This is a genomic window from Streptomyces sp. NPDC044064 (assembly GCF_056434245.1).
Window position 1 is genome coordinate 205,075 of the sequence record NZ_JBWKFN010000010.1, and the last position, 17,395, is coordinate 222,469.

General features: G+C 71.6%; 22 protein-coding genes. 13 read left to right on the plus strand and 9 right to left on the minus strand.

Translation table 11 applies throughout. The features are described from left to right. Positions 1–13: 13 nt before the first annotated feature. Positions 14–274, minus strand: a complete 261-nt coding sequence (locus AC07DS_RS18550) for a UBP-type zinc finger domain-containing protein (protein ID WP_479146557.1) — start codon at positions 272–274, stop codon at positions 14–16. Positions 275–336: 62 nt separating this feature from the next. Here AC07DS_RS18550 and AC07DS_RS18555 point away from each other — a divergent pair, with 62 nt between their 5' ends. Beyond that, complete coding sequence (locus AC07DS_RS18555) at positions 337–1,929, plus strand: Na+/H+ antiporter (protein WP_479146559.1); 1,593 nt, start codon at positions 337–339, stop codon at positions 1,927–1,929. Positions 1,930–2,173: 244 nt separating this feature from the next. On the opposite strand, the gene AC07DS_RS18560 is transcribed toward AC07DS_RS18555, so the two are convergent. Together AC07DS_RS18560 and AC07DS_RS18565 are read right to left on the minus strand one after the other, a co-directional pair. Then, positions 2,174–3,142 (minus strand): 1-aminocyclopropane-1-carboxylate deaminase/D-cysteine desulfhydrase, encoded by a 969-nt coding sequence (locus AC07DS_RS18560; RefSeq protein WP_479146561.1) that lies wholly within the window; start codon positions 3,140–3,142, stop codon positions 2,174–2,176. Between the two features lie 43 nt (positions 3,143–3,185). Then, positions 3,186–3,779 carry an N-acetylmuramoyl-L-alanine amidase gene (locus AC07DS_RS18565; protein WP_479146562.1) on the minus strand — a complete coding sequence of 198 codons (594 nt, stop codon included), beginning with the start codon at positions 3,777–3,779 and terminating at the stop codon, positions 3,186–3,188. A 288-nt stretch (positions 3,780–4,067) separates the two neighbouring features. Between AC07DS_RS18565 and AC07DS_RS18570 the strand changes: the two genes are divergently transcribed. Beyond that, positions 4,068–5,474, plus strand: a complete 1,407-nt coding sequence (locus AC07DS_RS18570; protein ID WP_479146564.1) for a family 2B encapsulin nanocompartment shell protein — start codon at positions 4,068–4,070, stop codon at positions 5,472–5,474. A 112-nt stretch (positions 5,475–5,586) separates the two neighbouring features. Further along, positions 5,587–6,717: a family 2 encapsulin nanocompartment cargo protein polyprenyl transferase gene (locus tag AC07DS_RS18575; RefSeq protein WP_479146566.1), complete on the plus strand. Its 1,131-nt coding sequence runs from the start codon at positions 5,587–5,589 to the stop codon at positions 6,715–6,717. Between the two features lie 219 nt (positions 6,718–6,936). On the opposite strand, the gene AC07DS_RS18580 is transcribed toward AC07DS_RS18575, so the two are convergent. Beyond that, on the minus strand, positions 6,937–7,527 hold the full coding sequence (locus AC07DS_RS18580; protein WP_479146568.1) for a TetR/AcrR family transcriptional regulator: 591 nt from the start codon (positions 7,525–7,527) through the stop codon (positions 6,937–6,939). Between the two features lie 143 nt (positions 7,528–7,670). Here AC07DS_RS18580 and AC07DS_RS18585 point away from each other — a divergent pair, with 143 nt between their 5' ends. The 3 genes from AC07DS_RS18585 to AC07DS_RS18595 all read left to right on the plus strand — a co-directional run bounded on the left by AC07DS_RS18585 (position 7,671) and on the right by AC07DS_RS18595 (position 8,986). Then, complete coding sequence (locus AC07DS_RS18585) at positions 7,671–8,255, plus strand: dihydrofolate reductase family protein (RefSeq protein ID WP_479146570.1); 585 nt, start codon at positions 7,671–7,673, stop codon at positions 8,253–8,255. A 26-nt stretch (positions 8,256–8,281) separates the two neighbouring features. Further along, the gene (locus tag AC07DS_RS18590; RefSeq protein WP_479146572.1) at positions 8,282–8,479 is read left to right on the plus strand and encodes a hypothetical protein; all 198 of its coding nucleotides are present in this window, start codon (positions 8,282–8,284) and stop codon (positions 8,477–8,479) included. Between the two features lie 84 nt (positions 8,480–8,563). After that, positions 8,564–8,986, plus strand: a complete 423-nt coding sequence (locus AC07DS_RS18595; RefSeq protein WP_479146574.1) for a YciI family protein — start codon at positions 8,564–8,566, stop codon at positions 8,984–8,986. 332 nt (positions 8,987–9,318) lie between these two features. On the opposite strand, the gene AC07DS_RS18600 is transcribed toward AC07DS_RS18595, so the two are convergent. Genes AC07DS_RS18600 through AC07DS_RS18610 form a run of 3 tightly spaced genes read right to left on the minus strand, consistent with a single transcriptional unit; the run spans position 9,319 to position 10,961 of the window. Next, entirely contained in the window at positions 9,319–10,086 is a 768-nt protein-coding gene (locus AC07DS_RS18600) for a VOC family protein (protein WP_479146576.1), read from the minus strand. Positions 10,087–10,111: 25 nt separating this feature from the next. Beyond that, on the minus strand, positions 10,112–10,528 hold the full coding sequence (locus tag AC07DS_RS18605) for a VOC family protein (RefSeq protein WP_479146578.1): 417 nt from the start codon (positions 10,526–10,528) through the stop codon (positions 10,112–10,114). Between the two features lie 34 nt (positions 10,529–10,562). Further along, complete coding sequence (locus AC07DS_RS18610) at positions 10,563–10,961, minus strand: helix-turn-helix transcriptional regulator (protein WP_479146580.1); 399 nt, start codon at positions 10,959–10,961, stop codon at positions 10,563–10,565. A 158-nt stretch (positions 10,962–11,119) separates the two neighbouring features. On the opposite strand from AC07DS_RS18610, the gene AC07DS_RS18615 reads away from it, so the two are divergent. The 3 genes from AC07DS_RS18615 to ppk2 are packed head-to-tail and all read left to right on the plus strand — an operon-like array spanning position 11,120 to position 13,452. Then, a complete protein-coding gene (locus tag AC07DS_RS18615) occupies positions 11,120–12,274 on the plus strand; it encodes an inorganic phosphate transporter (protein ID WP_479146582.1) in 1,155 nt (384 codons plus the stop codon). A 16-nt stretch (positions 12,275–12,290) separates the two neighbouring features. Beyond that, the gene (locus tag AC07DS_RS18620; protein WP_479146584.1) at positions 12,291–12,524 is read left to right on the plus strand and encodes a hypothetical protein; all 234 of its coding nucleotides are present in this window, start codon (positions 12,291–12,293) and stop codon (positions 12,522–12,524) included. A gap of 19 nt (positions 12,525–12,543) precedes the next feature. Then, positions 12,544–13,452, plus strand: a complete 909-nt coding sequence (gene ppk2 / locus AC07DS_RS18625) for a polyphosphate kinase 2 (protein WP_479146586.1) — start codon at positions 12,544–12,546, stop codon at positions 13,450–13,452. A 125-nt stretch (positions 13,453–13,577) separates the two neighbouring features. Here ppk2 and sodN read toward each other — a convergent pair whose 3' ends face one another. Further along, on the minus strand, positions 13,578–13,973 hold the full coding sequence (gene sodN / locus AC07DS_RS18630; RefSeq protein WP_019075224.1) for a superoxide dismutase, Ni: 396 nt from the start codon (positions 13,971–13,973) through the stop codon (positions 13,578–13,580). 145 nt (positions 13,974–14,118) lie between these two features. Between sodN and sodX the strand changes: the two genes are divergently transcribed. After that, positions 14,119–14,553 (plus strand): nickel-type superoxide dismutase maturation protease, encoded by a 435-nt coding sequence (gene sodX / locus AC07DS_RS18635; RefSeq protein WP_479146713.1) that lies wholly within the window; start codon positions 14,119–14,121, stop codon positions 14,551–14,553. On the opposite strand, the gene AC07DS_RS18640 is transcribed toward sodX, so the two are convergent. Continuing rightward, positions 14,457–15,086 (minus strand): CGNR zinc finger domain-containing protein, encoded by a 630-nt coding sequence (locus AC07DS_RS18640; RefSeq protein ID WP_479146588.1) that lies wholly within the window; start codon positions 15,084–15,086, stop codon positions 14,457–14,459. The genes sodX and AC07DS_RS18640 overlap by 97 nt on opposite strands. A 100-nt stretch (positions 15,087–15,186) precedes the next feature. Between AC07DS_RS18640 and AC07DS_RS18645 the strand changes: the two genes are divergently transcribed. The 3 genes from AC07DS_RS18645 (at position 15,187) to AC07DS_RS18655 (ending at position 17,340) form a co-directional block, all read left to right on the plus strand. Further along, positions 15,187–15,945, plus strand: a complete 759-nt coding sequence (locus AC07DS_RS18645; RefSeq protein WP_479146590.1) for a class I SAM-dependent methyltransferase — start codon at positions 15,187–15,189, stop codon at positions 15,943–15,945. A gap of 148 nt (positions 15,946–16,093) precedes the next feature. Continuing rightward, the gene (locus AC07DS_RS18650) at positions 16,094–16,582 is read left to right on the plus strand and encodes a SigE family RNA polymerase sigma factor (protein WP_479146592.1); all 489 of its coding nucleotides are present in this window, start codon (positions 16,094–16,096) and stop codon (positions 16,580–16,582) included. Further along, a complete protein-coding gene (locus AC07DS_RS18655; RefSeq protein ID WP_479146593.1) occupies positions 16,579–17,340 on the plus strand; it encodes a hypothetical protein in 762 nt (253 codons plus the stop codon). The genes AC07DS_RS18650 and AC07DS_RS18655 overlap by 4 nt, the downstream gene beginning before the upstream one ends. The last annotated feature ends 55 nt before the right edge of the window (positions 17,341–17,395 follow it).

Sequence of the window (17,395 nt, forward strand, 5' to 3'; positions counted from 1 at the left end):
TGTCAGTGCAGTGTCACACGAGAACGTGGTCGACGAAGCACCACCGCCAGTCCTCGCCGGGTTCGTAGGTCCGCATCACCGGGTGACCGGACGTCTCGTGGTGCTCCGTCGCGTGTCTGCCGGGCGAGGAGTCGCAGCAGCCGATGTGGCCGCAGGACAGGCAGAGTCGCAGCTGCACCGGATGCGTCCCGCGCGCGAGACACTCCGGGCAGGTCTCGCTCAGCGGGTCGGGCTCGGGGTGCGGCAGCGCGTCGGAGTGCGTGCACTGTTTCATGATTGCCAGATTACGACGGGCGTGCGGGTGACCGCGCGGAAAAACGAGGGTGGGCGAGGACCATGGATGTGATGCCGCTGCTGTTGCTGGTGGCGGGCAGTGCCGCGGTGGCGGGGGCCGCCCGGCGCACCCCGGTGCCGGCGCCGCTGCTGCTGGTCGCGGTCGGTCTGGCGGTCTCCTACGTCCCCGGGATGCCGGACTACACCCTCGACCCCAAGATCGTCCTGCCGCTGCTGCTGCCTCCGCTGCTGTACACCTCGGCGACCGACAGCTCCTACCTCGACCTGCGGGCCCAGATCCGGCCCGTGGCGCTGCTGTCGGTGGGCTACGTGCTCTTCGCGACCTTCGCCGTCGGCTGGGCCGCCTACGTGCTCATCCCCGGGATGCCGCTGACCGCCGCGCTGGTGCTGGGCGCGGTGGTGGCGCCGCCGGACGCGGTGGCCGCCACGGCGGTGGCGCGCCGGGTCGGTCTGCCGTCCCGGATCACGACGGTCCTGCAGGGCGAGTCGCTGCTGAACGACGCCACCGCGATCACCGCCTACAAGGTGGCCGTCGCCGCGGTCGTCGGCGAGGGCGCCACCTGGGCGGGCGGGATCCGGGAGTTCCTGCTCGCGGCGGTCGGCGGTGTCGGCGTGGGTCTTGTCCTGATGGCACCCCTGCACTGGCTGCGCACGCACCTGAAGGAACCCCTCCTGCAGAACACCCTCTCCCTGCTGATCCCGTTCGTCGCCTACGGCGTCGCCGAACAGCTGCACGCCTCCGGGGTCCTCGCGGTCGTGGTCGTCGCCCTCTACCTCGGTCACCGCGCGTGGGAGGTCGACTTCGCCACGCGGCTGCAGGAGGAGGCGGTGTGGAAGATGGTCGCCTTCATCCTGGAGTCGGCTGTCTTCGCCCTGATCGGCCTGCAGCTGCAGGTCGTCCTCAAGGGGCTCGGGGGATACGAGGGCGTCAAGGCGACCTGGTACGCCGTCGCCCTCTTCCTCGTCGTCGTCCTCGCCCGGTTCGTCTGGGTGTATCCGGGGACCTTCCTGCCCCGCCTGCTGTCGGCGGGGATCAGGGAACGCGAGGAGAACCCCACCTGGCGGGGCGCGATGGTCACCTCGTGGGCCGGCATGCGGGGTGTGGTCTCCCTGGCCATCGCCTTCTCCATCCCCACCGTGTACGACGGCCACCCCTTCCCGCAGCGCAACCTGATCCTGTTCCTGACCTTCACCACCGTCATCGGCACCCTGGTCGTGCAGGGCCTGACGCTGCCCCCGCTGATCCGCCTACTGAGGTTCCCCGGCCGCGACCGGCAGGCCGAGACGCTCGCCGAGGCCAACGCCCAGGCGCAGGCCTCCCGGGCCGCCGAGAACCGCCTGGACGAACTCCTCTCCGACGAGCGCAACGCCCTGCCCCCGCCGCTCGCCGACCGCCTGCGCATGGTCCTGGAGCGCCGCCGCAACGCTGTCTGGGAGCGCCTCGGCCAGGTCAACCCGGTCACCGGCGAGTCCGTGGACGACACCTACCGCCGGCTGTCGCGCGAGATGATCGGCGCCGAACGCGAGGTCTTCGTCCGCCTCCGCGACCACCGCTACATCGACGACGAGATGCTCCGCGCCCTGCTCCGCAGACTCGACCTGGAGGAGGCGGCCGCGTACCGGGAGGCGGGCTAGGGCCCGTCCCGCCGCGCAGATCGCCGGCCGGCCGTCCGCTCCGCCGTTGCTCCGCCGGCACCCGGCGACGGCTCTCGACCACGTCTACGACACCGCACGTACGACGCGTTCGGCTGCCTCTTCGGGGTCCGGATCCAGTGCTTCGAGCCCCTTGCGGCGGGGCGGGGCCTGGCCCGGGACGCGTCCCGGGCCGTCGCGCGGGCCTTTTGGGAGGAGACTCAGGACAACCACAGCTCTTCCTGGATCATCTGGGCCGAGCTGGAGGCGGCGGACCGGGAGGCGGCGGCGCGGACCGCACAGCTGCCGGCAGGCCCTGGGCCTGCGGGAAGGGCCGTCCGGTGATGACCGCCGCGATCGTCGTGCCGCGGGTGAAGGCGCCCTCCTCCGCCAGCGTGGTGAGTCCGTACAGCAACTTGGCGACATAGAGACGTTCTACGGGCAGTCCGTGGCGCCGCTCGAAGTGCTCGGCGAAGGCGTCGAGCTCGGGGGGCGTGCGGGCGTAGCCGCCGAAGTGGAAGCGGTCGTCGAGGGACCAGGTGCCGGTGCGGCTGCCGAAGGCGTGCTCCTGGAGGGTCTGTATGTCGGTCTCCAGGAAGCCGCCCTTCAGGACCGGTATGCCCAGTGCGCGCTGTCCGGGGGCCAGGCCGGCGGCGAGTCCGGCGAGGGTGCCGCCGGTTCCGCAGGCGACCGCGACGACGTCGGCGCGGCCGCGCAGCTCCTCGCCCAGAGCCCGGCAGCCGCGTACGGCCGCGGCGTTGCTGCCTCCCTCGGGTACGACGTACGCCCCCTCGGCACCGGCCTCGCGCAGGATCGCGGCGAGAGTCGCCGGCTCGCTCTTGTGCCGGTACGTCGACCTGTCGACAAAGTGCAGCCGCATGCCGTCGGCCGCGCAGCGGGACAGGGACGGGTTGAGCGGGCGGTCGGCCAGCTCCTGGCCGCGGACCACACCGACCGTGGCCAGGCCGAGGAGCCGGCCCGCGGCGGCGGTGGCCCGCAGATGGTTGGAGTACGCCCCGCCGAAGGTGACCAGCTCGCGGCCGCGCGCCGCCTCCAGGTTCGGCGCCAGCTTGCGCCACTTGTTGCCGATCAGCTCCGGGTGGATCAGGTCGTCCCGCTTGAGCAGCAGGCGCAGGCCGTGCCGGTCGAACCGGTCGTCCCGGACCTCCACGAGCGGGGAGGGCAGGCGCGGGGCGAGCGGGGCGGTGCTGGTCACCGCCTCATTGTCGCCCTGCGCCGGTCCGGTCCGGCAACCGCACCTACGCCTTCAGGCGCTCCTCGACCCGGTCCCGCAGCCAGGCCATCGAGAAGCCGCGCGGGTCCACCTTGCCCGGCTGCCACTCCAGGTGGCCGATGACCGAGCGCCCGGTCCAGCCGTGGTGCCGGCACACCGCCGTGGCGGCGCGCACGATCGCGTCCAGCTGCGCATCGGGCCAGGAATCCTCGCCGTCGCCCAGGTTCTCGCACTCGAAGCCGTAGAAGTGCCGGTTGCCGTCGGTGTTCACCTCGTTCTCCGGGGGCAGCCGTTTCTCGGCGATCACCGCGCGCAGGACGTCGTCGTCGCCGAGGCCGGCGTGGTTGGCGCGGCCGTAGCCGACCAGGTGGACCGTGCCGTCCTTGGTGATCACTCCATGGCACAGCGGGCCCGGCAGCTCCGCGTGGCCGGTCCGGCAGAGCTCCACGGTGCGGGCGCTGCCCCGGGTCACCGTGTGGTGGATCATCACGCCGTGGACGGGACCCCAGGGGCCCTTGTGATTGCGGTTGTGGGTCCGCCAGTCGCCGACCTCGAGGACCTGGACGCCCTCCGCTCGAAGCGCGTCCAGGAACCCGTTCGCGGACATGGGTGGGGCCATGACCGCCTCCTTCGTGCTGTGCCCGGTGGCCGCGGGGCGCGGCCCTGTCGTACCGCTGCTTCTACCGAAACCGGACGTCCCGGACTACATCGTTCGCACGCTGTGCGAGCCGATCCGGACAGGTCACACGGGGTGGGGCACTGGACAGGGTCCCTCTTTCTGCCCAGTAGTCCGATGATCCATTCCCGCTCTTTCGGGTAATGGCGCGTGCGCTCTCCGTAATGGAAGGCTCGCTCGCGAGACCGGTGTGCGACTCGGCGCCGGACATACATGAGAGGGCATTTCCTTATGTCGGTAGGCGAAGAGGTCCGCACGGAGCAGGGCAAGCCGCAGCAGTCTCTCGGCACGGCGGCAGCGCGGAACCTGGCCACCACGACCAAGTCCGCCCCGCAGATGCAGGAGATCACCTCCCGCTGGCTGCTGCGGACGCTGCCCTGGGTGGATCTCCAGGGCGGCACGTACCGGGTGAACCGGCGCCTGACGTTCGCCGTCGGCGACGGCCGCATCACCTTCGTGAAGACGGGGGACCAGATGGAGGTGATCCCCGCCGAACTCGGTGAGCTCCCCGCCCTGCGGTCGTACGAGGACCAGGAGGTGCTCACCGAGCTGGCCCGGCGCTGCCGGCAGCGGGACTTCGCACCCGGCGACGTCATCGCCTCCTTCGGCAACCAGACCGACGAGGTGTACCTGCTGGCCCACGGCAGGGTCGAGAAGGTCGGCACGGGCCCGTACGGCGACGACGCGGTCCTCGGTGTCCTCGCCGACGGCGCCTACTTCGGCGAGTCGGCGCTGCTGGACCCGGACGCCATCTGGGAGTACACGGCCCGCGCGGACACCGCGTGCACGGTGCTGATCCTCGCCCGCCAGGACTTCGAGCAGGTCGCGGAGCGCTCCGACTCGCTGCGCGAGCACGTCCAGGAGCTGCGCGCGCTCCCGGAGCAGCGGACCAACAAGTACGGCGAGAAGGAGGTCGCGCTGGCGGCCGGCCACAGCGGCGAGCCGGAGATCCCGCACACCTTCGTCGACTACGAGGCCCGGCCGCGTGAGTACGAGCTGAGCATCGCCCAGACCGTGCTGCGCATCCACACGCGCGTGGCCGACCTGTACAACCAGCCGATGAACCAGACCGAGCACCAGCTGCGGCTCACGGTCGAGGCGCTGAAGGAGCGCCAGGAGCACGAGCTGATCAACAACCGCGAGTTCGGGCTGCTGAACAACTGCGAGTACGACCAGCGGCTCCAGCCGCACGACGGTGTGCCCAGCCCGGACGACCTGGACGAGCTCCTCAGCCGCCGGCGCGGCACCAAGCTCTTCCTCGCCCACCCGCGCGCGATCGCCGCGTTCGGGCGCGAGCTGAACAAGCGCGGACTGGTCCCGGAGACCGTCGAGATCGGCGGCAACCGCATCCCCACCTGGCGCGGTGTGCCGATCTACCCGTGCAACAAGATCCCCGTCACGCCGGAGCGCACGACCTCGATCATCGCCATGCGTACCGGCGAGGACGAGCAGGGCGTCATCGGTCTGCGGCAGTCCGGCATCCCGGACGAGATCGAGCCGAGCCTGTCCGTGCGGTTCATGGGCATCAACGAGCAGGCCGTCATCAACTACCTGGTGACGGCGTACTACTCGGCCGCCGTCCTGGTGCCCGACGCGCTCGGTGTCCTGGAGAACGTCGAGATCGGCCGGTGGAGGTGACGTTTCCGCACTTCACGGCCGTGTTCCCGCCCTTCGGGGCGGGTACACCCTCGGGGTATGCGTCCAGCCGGAGCGGAAGCACCACCGTCCGCGGACTGTGCGAGGGGGACTCATGGCCGAGTTCATGACGGAGACCAAACAGCGTTCACCCGCGACGGGCGAACGGCGAGGGCCGGCCGATGACGCCGGGGGCGGCCCGCTCGACGGGCAGGAGGCGGCCGCGCTGCTGGAGCGGACCCGGGCCGTCGTCGACCCGGAGCTGCGTGCGGCGGTCGAGTCGCTGCCCGGCTCGATGCGCCGGATCGCGCTTTACCACCTCGGGTGGGAGCACGCGGACGGCACTGCGGCGGCAGGCAACGCGGGCAAGGCCATAAGGCCCGCGCTGGTCCTCGCCGCGGCCGCCGCGCTCGGCGGCCCGCGGGCGCGGACGGCGGCCGTCCGGGCGGCCGTGGCGGTCGAACTGGTCCACAACTTCACACTGCTGCACGACGACGTGATGGACCGCGACAGCTCCCGCAGGCACCGGCCCACGGCGTGGACCGTCTTCGGCGACGCGGACGCCATCCTCGCCGGGGACGCCCTGCAGGCGCTGGCCCTGCGGCTGCTCGCCGAGGATCCGCACCCGGCCTCGGGCGCGGCCGCGGTCCGGCTCGCCGACTGTGTCGTGGAGCTGTGCGCCGGACAGCACACCGACACGGCCATGGAACGGCGTGCGCCGGGCGAGGTCACCCTGGACGAAGCGCTCGCCATGGCCGAGGCCAAGACCGGCGCTCTGCTGGGCTGCGCCTGCGCGCTCGGCGCGCTGTACGCGGGCGCCGACGCGCAGGACGTGGCGGCGCTGGACGGCTTCGGCCGCCAGGCGGGGCTCGCCTTCCAGCTGATCGACGACGTGATCGGCATATGGGGGGACCCGCAGCACACCGGCAAGCCGGCCGGCGCGGATCTCGCGGTCCGCAAGAAGTCCCTGCCGGTCGTGGCCGCGCTGGTGTCCGGCACCCCGGCGGCCGCGGAACTCGCCGCGCTGTACGGGAAGCCGTATGTGCAGGGGGAGTCCGGGGACGGCGGGGAGATCGCGCGTACGGCCCTCGCCGTCGAGCGGGCCGGCGGCCGGGACTGGGCGCAGGCCGAGGCGGCCGACCGCATGGCCCGGGCCATGCAGGAGCTGGCCCGTGCCGTGCCCGCGCCGGAGGCGGCGGGCGGTCTGCTGGCCCTGGCCGAGTTCGTGACCCGGCGCAGCAGTTGAGGCCGCGGTGACACGCGGCCGGTAAGGACCCCGGAGTCACCGGGACCGTGCGGCTCCTGACCCCGCACGACCTCCCGGGGGCTCCGGCCGGAGGGCCCCGCACATCCCCACGGTGTGCGGGGCTCGCCCACTGCCCGGTCCGGGGGCGGGCTCTCGCTGCCGGCGCCGGAGGGTACCGCTCTTCTGGGGGCGGGCTGCCCCGGCGAGCGGTGCGCCGGGCTACCCCTCCGGCACGATCGTCGTGACGATCCTGTCGACCAGCCCCTCCGGTACGCCCACCCCGTCCAGGACGCCGTCCAGGACGCCCGGCAGGGTCAGATGCTCCAGGATGAGGCCGAGCATCGCGAGGTAGAGCACGGTGACGGTCTCGTCGCCGCCGGGCAGGCCGGACTGCCGGTGGAACTCGATGCCCTGCTCCAGGTCTCCGCGCACCGACTTGGTGAAGGAGGCCCGCAGCTCGGGGCGCCGGGTGGCCTCCAGCCGCATCTCCAGCAGGGCCAGATAGCCGGTCCGGTCACGGGTGGCCCGGTCCATGATGTCCTGCATGAGGGCCCTGACCAGGGAGCGGTCACGGGACCGGCGCAGCAGCGCCTCCATCACCTCGGGATCCGGCGCGAGCCGTACGTGCAGCCGGGCGTCGATCTGGCGGAGCAGGTCCTCACGGCCGGCGAAGTAGTTGGACGCGGTGCCGGTGGGCACGCCCGCCTCGCCGTCCACCGCGCGGAACGTCAGCCCGCGCGCGCCCTCCCGCGAGAGCACCTCGATGCCGGCGTCCACCAGCGCCGCCCGCCGTTCCGGATTGCCCGCCATGCGGAATCCCTTCTCTTACTTGTCCTCGGTGCCGACAGCATCCCGGAAAAAGCTTGCCACCACTACATCCGGAGTACTACAACTGAAGCACTACAGCTGGAGTGGTTGTTTGATCGCTCCGCAGCCTACGGAAAGAGACCGGCTTGCGAAAGCTCACGTACTTCATCGCCTGCTCGCTCGACGGCTTCATCGGCGACGAACACGGCGACGCCACCGCGATGTTCCGCTTCCTGGACGAGGAGTACATCGACTTCCTCAAGGCGGAGTTCGCGGAGACCCTGCCCACCCATGCCCGCAGGCAGCTCGGCATGGACCACCTGGAGAACCGGCGGTTCGACACCGTCATCCAGGGCCGGGCCAGCTACGAGGTGGCGCTGAAGGAGGGCATCACCAGCCCCTACGCCCACCTGCGCGAGTACGTCGCCTCGCGCACCCTGGGCGCCTCGCCCGATCCGAACGTCGAGATCATCGACGGCGACCTGACCGGCCGGGTCCGCGAACTCAAGGCGCAGGACGGTGGGTTGGACATCTACCTGTGCGGCGGTTCCCAGCTCGCGGGGGCCCTGCTCGACGAGATCGACGAACTCGTCATCAAGACCTACCCGATCGTCTACGGCACCGGCATGCCGATGTTCGGCACCGGCCTCGACATCAAGGAGTTCACCCTGGACTCGGTGCGCACCTTCGACAACGGCGCGCTCGTGCGCACGTACCGCAGGAAGCGCTGAGGCCCCGCCCGCCCTACCCTGGGGTCATGGACAGCGAAGAACACGTCTGTCCCGTGTGCGGACAGCCTGTCGACACGGTCGTCCGGCGGCACAAGACGCTGGGCATCTGGGTCCCGCTGTGGGGTCCAGGACCCTGCTACAACCCGAAGTGCGCGGCCCACACCGATCTCACCGTCGGGCAGGAGCACCCCGCCCCGCAGGACTCCGCCGCGAAGAGGTCCTGAGCCCGCGTCGAAAATCCGGCCCGGCTCCGACGTCCCCCGTGCGAGCCGCCCGCAGGGGGCGGCCCCGAGCCGAAGGAGCGGACCATGAAGTACCTGGTCATGGTGCAGGGCACGCAGGCGGACTACGACGCGATGGCCGGCCGGCCCTCCGAGCACGTCCCGTCCTGGTCCGAGGCGGAGCTCAAGGCCATGTACCTGTACATGGGCGCGATCAGCGACGACCTCGCCGAGTCCGGTGAGCTCGTCGAGGCCCAGGGGCTGGCCGAGCCCGCGCGGACCCGGCTGGTCGCGCGCGGCGGGGACGGCCGGACCGTGATCACCGACGGCCCGTACGGCGAGACCGAGGCGCTGATGGCCGGCTACTGGGTGGTGGACTGCGCGAGCCTGGACCGGGTCACCGAGATCGCGGAGCGCGTCACCCGCTGCCCCGGCCCCGAGGGCCTGACCGACTACCCCGTGGTGATCCGGCCCGTCATGGACGGTGCCGGGGACATCCGCGCCGGATGACCCGTCACCGGACTGGTGGTGCCGGCCGTGGAGCCCTGGGGGTGAGCGAACAGCGCGGTGCGCGCCGCCGGTTGTGGCGCTGGGTGCTCTGCGCCTGGGCCGAGGTGGTGCTGGCCGGGGGGGCGGGCTCACCCTGTGGCTCCAGGACTCGGTCCGGCCGCAGGGGCCTTACGGGTGGGAGAACGGGGACGGGGCGACGCCGCGGAACGGGTACGGCAGTACGCCCGGCCCGCTCCACACCTCGGGCGGGGACGACGACGCGTGCCCGGCCGGCCCGGAGCCCGGGCCGACGCAGCGGGCGGGCCGGAGCGCCGTCCTCTGCCTGTACGCGACTACGCGTCGCCGACCGCCGCCGGCAGCCCGCCCGTCTCGGGGTCCCGGCCGGTCAGGCAGTACGTGCCGCCGGCCGGGTCGCGCAGCACCGCCCAGTGCGGGCCCTGGTGGACGCGTACGGCGCCGAGGCGCTCGTGCCGGGCCCGGGTCGCCGCGATGTCCGCGCAGGCGAGGTCCAGGTGGGCGGAGGCCGGGCGCTCGTCGTCGAGCCGCTGGAGCAGGATCCGGACGGGCAGGCCCGCGGGCGGCCGGAGCACCCGGAACTCCGGCAGGGAACCCGCCAGCAGCTCCCAGCCGGTCAGCGTGGCCCAGAACGCGGTCTCGGCGTCGTACACCGAGGGCGGGACGTCCAGGCACACCTGGTCCAGGCGGCTGCCGTCGACCACCGGTGGCCGTACCGCCTCCGTGTGCCACGGCACGGCGCAGAACAGCTGCCCGGCGGGCGAGCGCAGGACCGCCCAGTCGCCGTGGTCCGCCACGAGCCCCGCGCCGAGGTCCAGGGCCGCCCGGACCAGGGCCGCCGGGTCCTCGACGCAGAGGTCGAGGTGCGCGCCGCCCGCCCCCTCGGCGACACCCTGGAGTTTCACGCACGCGTCCGTCCCGTCGGGCAGCAGCGTCATGAACTCGCCCTCGTCACCGCGCGGTTCGGAGAGCCGGGTGCCGGTGACCGCCGTCCAGAAGGCGCGGGCCTCGGCGAGGCGGGCTGTGGGGCGGTCGACGAAGGCGTAGGTCCAGCGGATGGTGTTCATGGCGGGGATCGTAGGCATCCGTCCCCGCCGCGCCGGCGGAATTTCAGTCCGCGGGCCGCTGCAGGAACCGCAGCATGTTCCCGGCCGGGTCCCGGAAGGCACAGTCGCGGACCCCGTACGGCTGGTCCGTCGGCTCCTGGAGCACGTCGCCGCCCGCCTCCCGGACCCGCGCGTACAGACCGTCGCAGTCCTCGGTGGTGAAGATGACCCCGCGCAGCAGCCCCTTGGCGAGCAGCTCGGCGATCGCCTGCTTGTCGGCGGGGGAGATGTCCGGGCTCGCGCCGGGCGGCTCCAGCACGATCTCCACGTCCGGCTGGAGCGGCGAGCCCACGGTGACCCATCGCATCCCCTCGAAGCCCACGTCGTTGCGGACCTCCATGCCGAGCACGTCACAGTAGAAGTGGAGCGCCTTGTCGTGGTCGTCCACGGCGATGAAGCACTGCTTGAGTTTCAGGTCCATGGCTTCACGCTAGGGCCAGACGTCTCCGGCCGCTTCAGTACGGCCGGCGGCGCGGGCGGGTGAACGTACGGGCCACGCAGGACGGGATCACCGCGCTCTCCTCGTGCGGGCGGGCCCGGTAGGCGCTCGGCGTCTCGCCGACCAGTTCGGTGAACCGGGAGCTGAAGGAGCCGAGGGAGGTACAGCCCACCGCGAAGCACACCTCGGTCACGGTGAGGTCGCCGCCGCGCAGCAACGCCTTGGCCCGCTCGACCCGGCGGGTCATCAGATAGCTGTACGGCGTCTCCCCGTACGCCTTGCGGAAGCTGCGCTGGAAGTGTCCGGGCGACATGTGGGCGCCACGGGCCAGCTCGGTCATGTCGAGCGGCTCGGCGTACTCGCGGTCCATGCGGTCACGCACCCGCCGCAGCCGTACCAGGTCCTCCAGAGTCACCTCCCCAGCTTGGCACAGAGCGCCTCGGGCCCGGCCCGGACGTCCACGGCCCGGCCGGAGCGTGTTCACACAGGAACGCACAACAGAGACCCACGAGTTCGACCCGGGCTTCGCCTCCGGTTCGTCTCACATTGGTCCGGGCTTGCTTTCCTCTGGGAATGGACCACATCACGTTCCTCGTGACGGTCGTCATCGTCACGGCTCTGGCCTTCGACTTCACCAACGGATTCCACGACACGGCGAACGCGATGGCGACCTCCATCGCGACCGGGGCGCTGAAACCGCGGACGGCGGTCCTGGTGAGCGGCGTCCTGAACATCGTCGGCGCGTTCCTGTCCACCGAGGTCGCGAAGACGATCTCGGGCGGGATCGTGGACGACACGGTCGTCACCCCGGCGATGATCTTCGCCGGTCTGGTGGGAGCGATCCTGTGGAACCTGCTGACCTGGCTGGCCGGACTGCCCTCCAGCTCCTCGCACGCCCTGTTCGGCGGTCTCATCGGGGCCGTCTGGGTCGGGGCGGGGGCCGACGGCGTGCACTTCGACAAGGTTGCCGAGAAGGTGCTGATCCCGGCCGTTGCCTCGCCGGTGGTGGCGGGCGTCGCGGCGCTGATCGCCACCTACCTCGCCTACCGGCTCACCGAGCGGGCCCGCAAGGAGTCGGTCACCAAGGGCTTCCGGATCGGCCAGATCGCCTCGGCCTCGCTGGTCTCGCTGGCGCACGGCACGAACGACGCGCAGAAGACGATGGGCGTCATCACGCTCACGCTGATCTCGACGGGCGCGCTCGGTCACGAGGCCGGTCCGCCGGTCTGGGTGATCGCCTCGGCGGGCCTCGCCATCGGCCTCGGCACCTACCTGGGCGGCTGGCGGATCATCCGCACGATGGGCAAGGGCCTCACCGAGATCCAGTCCCCGCAGGGCTTCGCCGCCGAGACGGCCTCCACGACCGTGATCCTCACCTCCGCCCACCTCGGCTTCGCCCTGTCCACCACCCAGGTCGCCTCGGGCTCCATCCTGGGCGCGGGCCTGGGCCGCCGTCTGGCGGAGGTCCGCTGGGGCGTCGCCGGCCGCATGGCGGCCGCCTGGCTGATCACGCTGCCCGCGGCCGCGCTGGTCGGAGGACTCGCCGCGAGCGTGGTCAAGCACGGCGGCAACGCCGGTACGGCCGTGATCGCGCTGGTCGCCGTCGCCCTCGCGACGGTCATCGTGCTCGCCTCGCGCCGCAACCCGGTGCACGCGAACAATGTGAACGACCACCACGAGGTCACCGTCCGCACCACCACGCCGGCCGACGTCGACACGGCCGCCTGAGCCACGGAGAGCCGACATGCATCTGGACTGGACCGCACTCGGCCAGGTCACCGCGGTGAGCATCGGCGTCACCGTCGCGGTGGTCGCCGTCTTCGCCCTCGGTGTCCTGGGCCTCGCCCGCGTCGAGGCCGCACGTGAGCAGCCCGGCGCCGGCTCGTCCCTGGGCCTCGCCCAGGCGGGGCTGTGCTTCCTCGCCTGTGTGGCCGTGGTGGCGTACGGGATCTTTCTGATCGTGCCTCAGTTCCACTGAGCGGCGCCGAGGGGACGAGATGACACCGCTGATGACGGACGGCCTGCGGGTCGACCACACCGACCACGACGACCCCGTGCTGATCCGGCCCGACGGCAGCCCGGTGGACACCTGGCGCGAGAACTACCCGTACGACCTGCGCATGGAGCGCAAGGAGTACGAGTGGCACAAGCGGCTCCAGCAGATCGAGCTGCTGAAGCTGCAGAGCTGGATCAAGGAGACCGGACGCCGGCTGGTCATCGTCTTCGAAGGACGGGACGCGGCGGGCAAGGGCGGCACCATCAAGCGGTTCACCGAGCACCTCAATCCGCGTGGCGCGCGGGTGGTGGCGCTGGAGAAGCCGACCGAGCGCGAACGGGGGCAGTGGTACTTCCACCGCTACGTCGAACACCTGCCGACCGCGGGCGAGATCGTGCTCTTCGACCGCTCCTGGTACAACCGCGCCGGTGTCGAGCGGGTGATGGGCTTCTGCTCGGACGACGAGTACCGGCGCTTCATGCGCCAGGCACCCCTGTTCGAACGGATGCTCGTCGACGACGGCGTCGACCTGGTCAAGTTCTGGTTCTCCGTCTCGCAGAGCGAGCAGCGCACCCGCTTCACGATCCGTCAGGTCGACCCCGTACGGCAGTGGAAGCTCAGCCCGATGGACCTGGCCTCGCTGGACCGCTGGGACGACTACACCGCAGCCAAGGTCGCCATGTTCCGCGAGACGGACACCGAGCACGCCCCGTGGACCGTCGTGAAGAGCAACGACAAGAAGCGCGCCCGGGTCGAGGCCATGCGCAGTGTCCTGGCGCGCTTCGCCTACACCGACAAGGACGAGGAGGTCGTCGGCACGCCCGATCCGCGCATCGTGGGTGCGGCGGCGGGGCTGCTGGAGGCGGGGGAGGACGACCAGGGCCACCGGGCCCACCAGGCCCGGTCCTAGGGGCGGTCCCAGGGGCGGGCGGGCCGAGTGCGAGGGCCGCCCTGCCGGGCGCGGAAAAACCACACCCGGCCCCCGGGCGTGCCGTGTTCGGCGGCCCCGGGACCGGGTGTGGGAAGGCGGGACGCTCAGGCCTTCTTGGTCTCCCAGAAGATCTTGTCGATCTGGGCGATGTAGTCCAGGGCCTTCTGGCCCGTGGCCGGGTCGGTGGACGCCTTGGCGGCCGAGAGGGCCTTCAGGGTGTCGTTCACCAGCTGGTGCAGCTCCGGGTACTTCTCGAAGTGCGGGGGCTTGAAGTAGTCGCTCCAGAGCACGGAGACGTGGTGCTTGGCCAGCTCCGCGCGCTGCTCCTTGATGACGGTGGCACGCGCCTGGAAGTGCGGGTCGTCGTTGGCGGCCATCTTGTCCTGAACGGCCTTCACGGACTCCGCCTCGATGCGGGCCTGGGCCGGGTCGTACACACCGCAGGGCAGGTCGCAGTGCGCGCTGACCTTGACCTTGGGGGCAAACAGGCGGGAAAGCATGGAGCATTCCTTCCTCGTGATCGTCTTCTCAGGTGCGACATTACTCCCTGGGGGACGGGTTTTCGTGAGTGCCCCCTAGGGCTTAGGACAAAAGTCCAGGGTCAGACTGAGACTGGTGGAGGAACGGACCGGGGAGGTGCCGGGGATGCCGGAGCTGTCGCAGGAGACCGAGCGGGGGAGGGCCGGGGCGCCCTTCGGGGTGGCCGAGGTGACCGGCCCGTCCATGGTTCCCACGCTGCATCACGGGGACCGGCTGCTGCTGCAGTACGGGGCCGCGGTCAGGCCGGGGGACGTCGTCGTCCTGCGTCATCCCTTCCAGCAGGACCTCCTGGTCGTCAAGCGTGCCGTGGAGCGGCGCGACGGCGGCTGGTGGGTGCTCGGGGACAATCCGTACGCGGGCGGGGACAGTACCGACTACGGGGTCGTGCCCGAGGAGCTGATCCTCGGCAGGGCCCGGTTCCGGTACCGGCCGCTCAAGGACGGTCAGCGCTCGCCGCTGGCGCTGGCGCGCTGGGTGCTCTCGGCCGCCAGGCCCCTGCTGCCCGACCGGTCGGCCTCCAGGCGCTTGCGGGCGCGGTAGGCGGCCACGTTGGCGCGGGTCGCGCAGCGGTCCGAGCAGTAGCGCCGGGAGCGGTTGGTGGACGTGTCGAGGTAGGCGTTGCGGCAGGGCGTGGCCTGGCACAGGCCGAGGCGGTCGACGCCGTACTCGGTCAGGTGGAACGCCAGGCCCATCGCCGCTATGGCCGCGTAGCCCGCGGTGGCGTTGGACGGGTGGTCGGCCAGGTGCATGTGCCACAGCGGGCGGCCGTCGTCGTCGCGGTAGTCGTGCCCGGAGATCTGCGGGCTGACCGGGAACTCCAGCAGCAGGGAGTTCAGCAGGTCCACGGCGAGCGTCTCGTCCCCCTGGTCCGCCGCCTCGAAGACCGCGCGCAGCCTGCCCCGTACCGAGCGGAAGCGCGTGACGTCGGCGTCGGTGGCGCGGCGGGCCGCGGACGCGTTCACCCCGAAGAGGTCGCGGACGGCCTCGACCGAGGTCAGCGAGTCCTTGCCCCGGACCGGTTCCTCGCTGTTGACGAGGCGTACGGCGTAATCCGAGTAATAGGCCAGTTCCACTTGTAGTCCTTACAGAGGCGCTCTATGGTCATGTCTGCGGTCGGGTAACAGCCGGTCGTGCTTCCAGGGTATTACGCATGCATGAGGGGACGGGGAATCCATGACCACCAGTACCGGAACCGACTGGGCCGCCTGGCAGGAGAGCTGGGACCGGCAGCAGGAGTGGTACATGCCGGACCGCGAGGAGCGGTTCCGGATCATGCTCGACATGGTCGAGGCGCTGGCCGGCACCGCCCCGCGCGTGCTCGACCTCGCCTGCGGCACCGGCAGCATCACCGCCCGGCTGCTGGCGCGGTTCCCCGGGGCCACCAGCACCGGCGTCGACCTCGACCCGGCCCTGCTCGCCATCGCGCGCGGCACCTTCGATGGCGACGACCGCGTCTCCTTCGTCACCGCGGACCTCAAGGACCCCGACTGGCCGGCGCGGCTGCCGTACGACTCCTACGACGCGGTCCTGACCGCCACGGCCCTGCACTGGCTGCACAGCGACCCCCTCGCGGCCCTCTACGGTCAGGTCGCGGGGCTGGTCCGCGACGGCGGTGTCTTCATGAACGCGGACCACATGATCGACGAGAGCACGCCGCGGATCAACGCGGCGGAGCGCGCCCAGCGGCACGCGCGTATGGATCAGGCCAAGCGGGACGGTGCCCTGGACTGGGCCGAGTGGTGGCAGGTGGCGGCGAAGGACCCGGTCCTCGCGGAGCCCACCGCCCGGCGCTTCGAGATCTACGGCGAGCACGCCGACGGGGACATGCCGTCCGCGGCGTGGCACGCCCGCGTGCTGCGCGAGAAGGGCTTCGCCGAGGCGCGGCCCGTGTGGTGCTCGCCGTCGGACACGCTGCTCCTCGCACTCAAGTAGGTCCGGTCACGCCGAACAGGCCTGGTCACGCGCTCGAAGGGGCGGTACGAGAAATTCGTACCGCCCTTTCTGCGTCCCCGGCGGCCCCCCACCGCACTGGTACGGGTGAGACGGTCCGTACCCGGTGGACCGGCGGAGAGGGGGAGGGATGACGCGGGGCGCGGAAGCGGCTCTGCACGCCTTCGTCGAGGGCAGACGCACGGCGCTGTTCCGCAGTGCCTACCTGTTGTGCGGCAACCGCGACGAGGCGGAGGACCTCGTCCAGACGACGCTGGTGAAGGTCGTCCTCGGCGCACGCAGGCACGGGCGGCTGGAGAATCTCGAGGCCTATGCGCGCAGGACGCTGGTCAACAGCTTCATCTCGGCCCGCCGCCGGTTCTGGCGGCGCGAGCAGGCGTACGGCGAACTGCCGGATGTGGCCGCAGAGACGGCCGACAACGACACCGGACTCGTGGTGAGGGCCGCTCTCGCCTCTCTCGCGCCCAAACAGCGGGCGGTACTGGTGCTGCGCTACTGGGAGGACCTCAGCGTGGCCGCCACCGCCGAACTGCTCGGGATGCGGGAGAGCACCGTCAAGAGCCACACGGCCAGGGGACTAGCGGCGCTGAAGGCCGCGGTGCGGGAGGAGTACGTATGAGTGAGAACGAGAACGAAGTCGTACGGGAGCTGCTGTGGAAGGCGGCGGCCACCGTTCCGGTTCCGGAGAGCCGGGGCGGCGAGACGGTGTTCGCGCAGGCCTGGCGGCTGCGCCGGCGGCGGCGTGCGGCGGTGACGGGCGCGGTCGCGGCCGTGGTCGCGGCGGGCGTCGTCCTCGGGTCCGGCGTCCTGCCCGGCGGGGAGGGGCAGAGCGTGGCCGCCTCGCCGACCGCCGGGGAGTTCGGCGGCGGCGCGGCCGGGTTCGCCAAGCTGCTGCCGCCGGGCGTCGGCAACGTCCGGGAGGTGTCGCTGCTGCGGCTGATCAAGGGGGTGCCGAAGGCGCCGCCGGCGAAGGACGTGGGGCCGTACGACGGGGACTACGCGGTCGCACGGGACGGCGGGGTCGGGTACGTCACCGTGCGGGTGATGCCGGCCAAGGCCGTGGCCGCCAAGGACGTCGACCCGGATCCCTGCCACATCGGCAACGTGACTCCTCCGGTGCTGAAGTGCACCAACGAGAAGGTGCCCGGTGTCGGCGTGCTGTCGCTCTGGCAGACGCCCGCCCAGAAGCTCACCCGGCCGTCGTACTACGGGGACACGCTGGAGGCACGGATGCTGCTGAAGGACGGCAGCATCCTCGCCGTCCGTGACTGGACGGGCTTCCTGGGCACGGGGTCGCAGGGGCCGGTACTGAAGACGTTCCCGCTGACGCGGGGGCAGCTGCGTGAACTGGCGCTGAAGCCGCAGCTGTTGCCGTAGGGGACACAACGCGCAGGGGCGGTACGAGGATCGTGTACCGCCCCGTCCGTGCGTG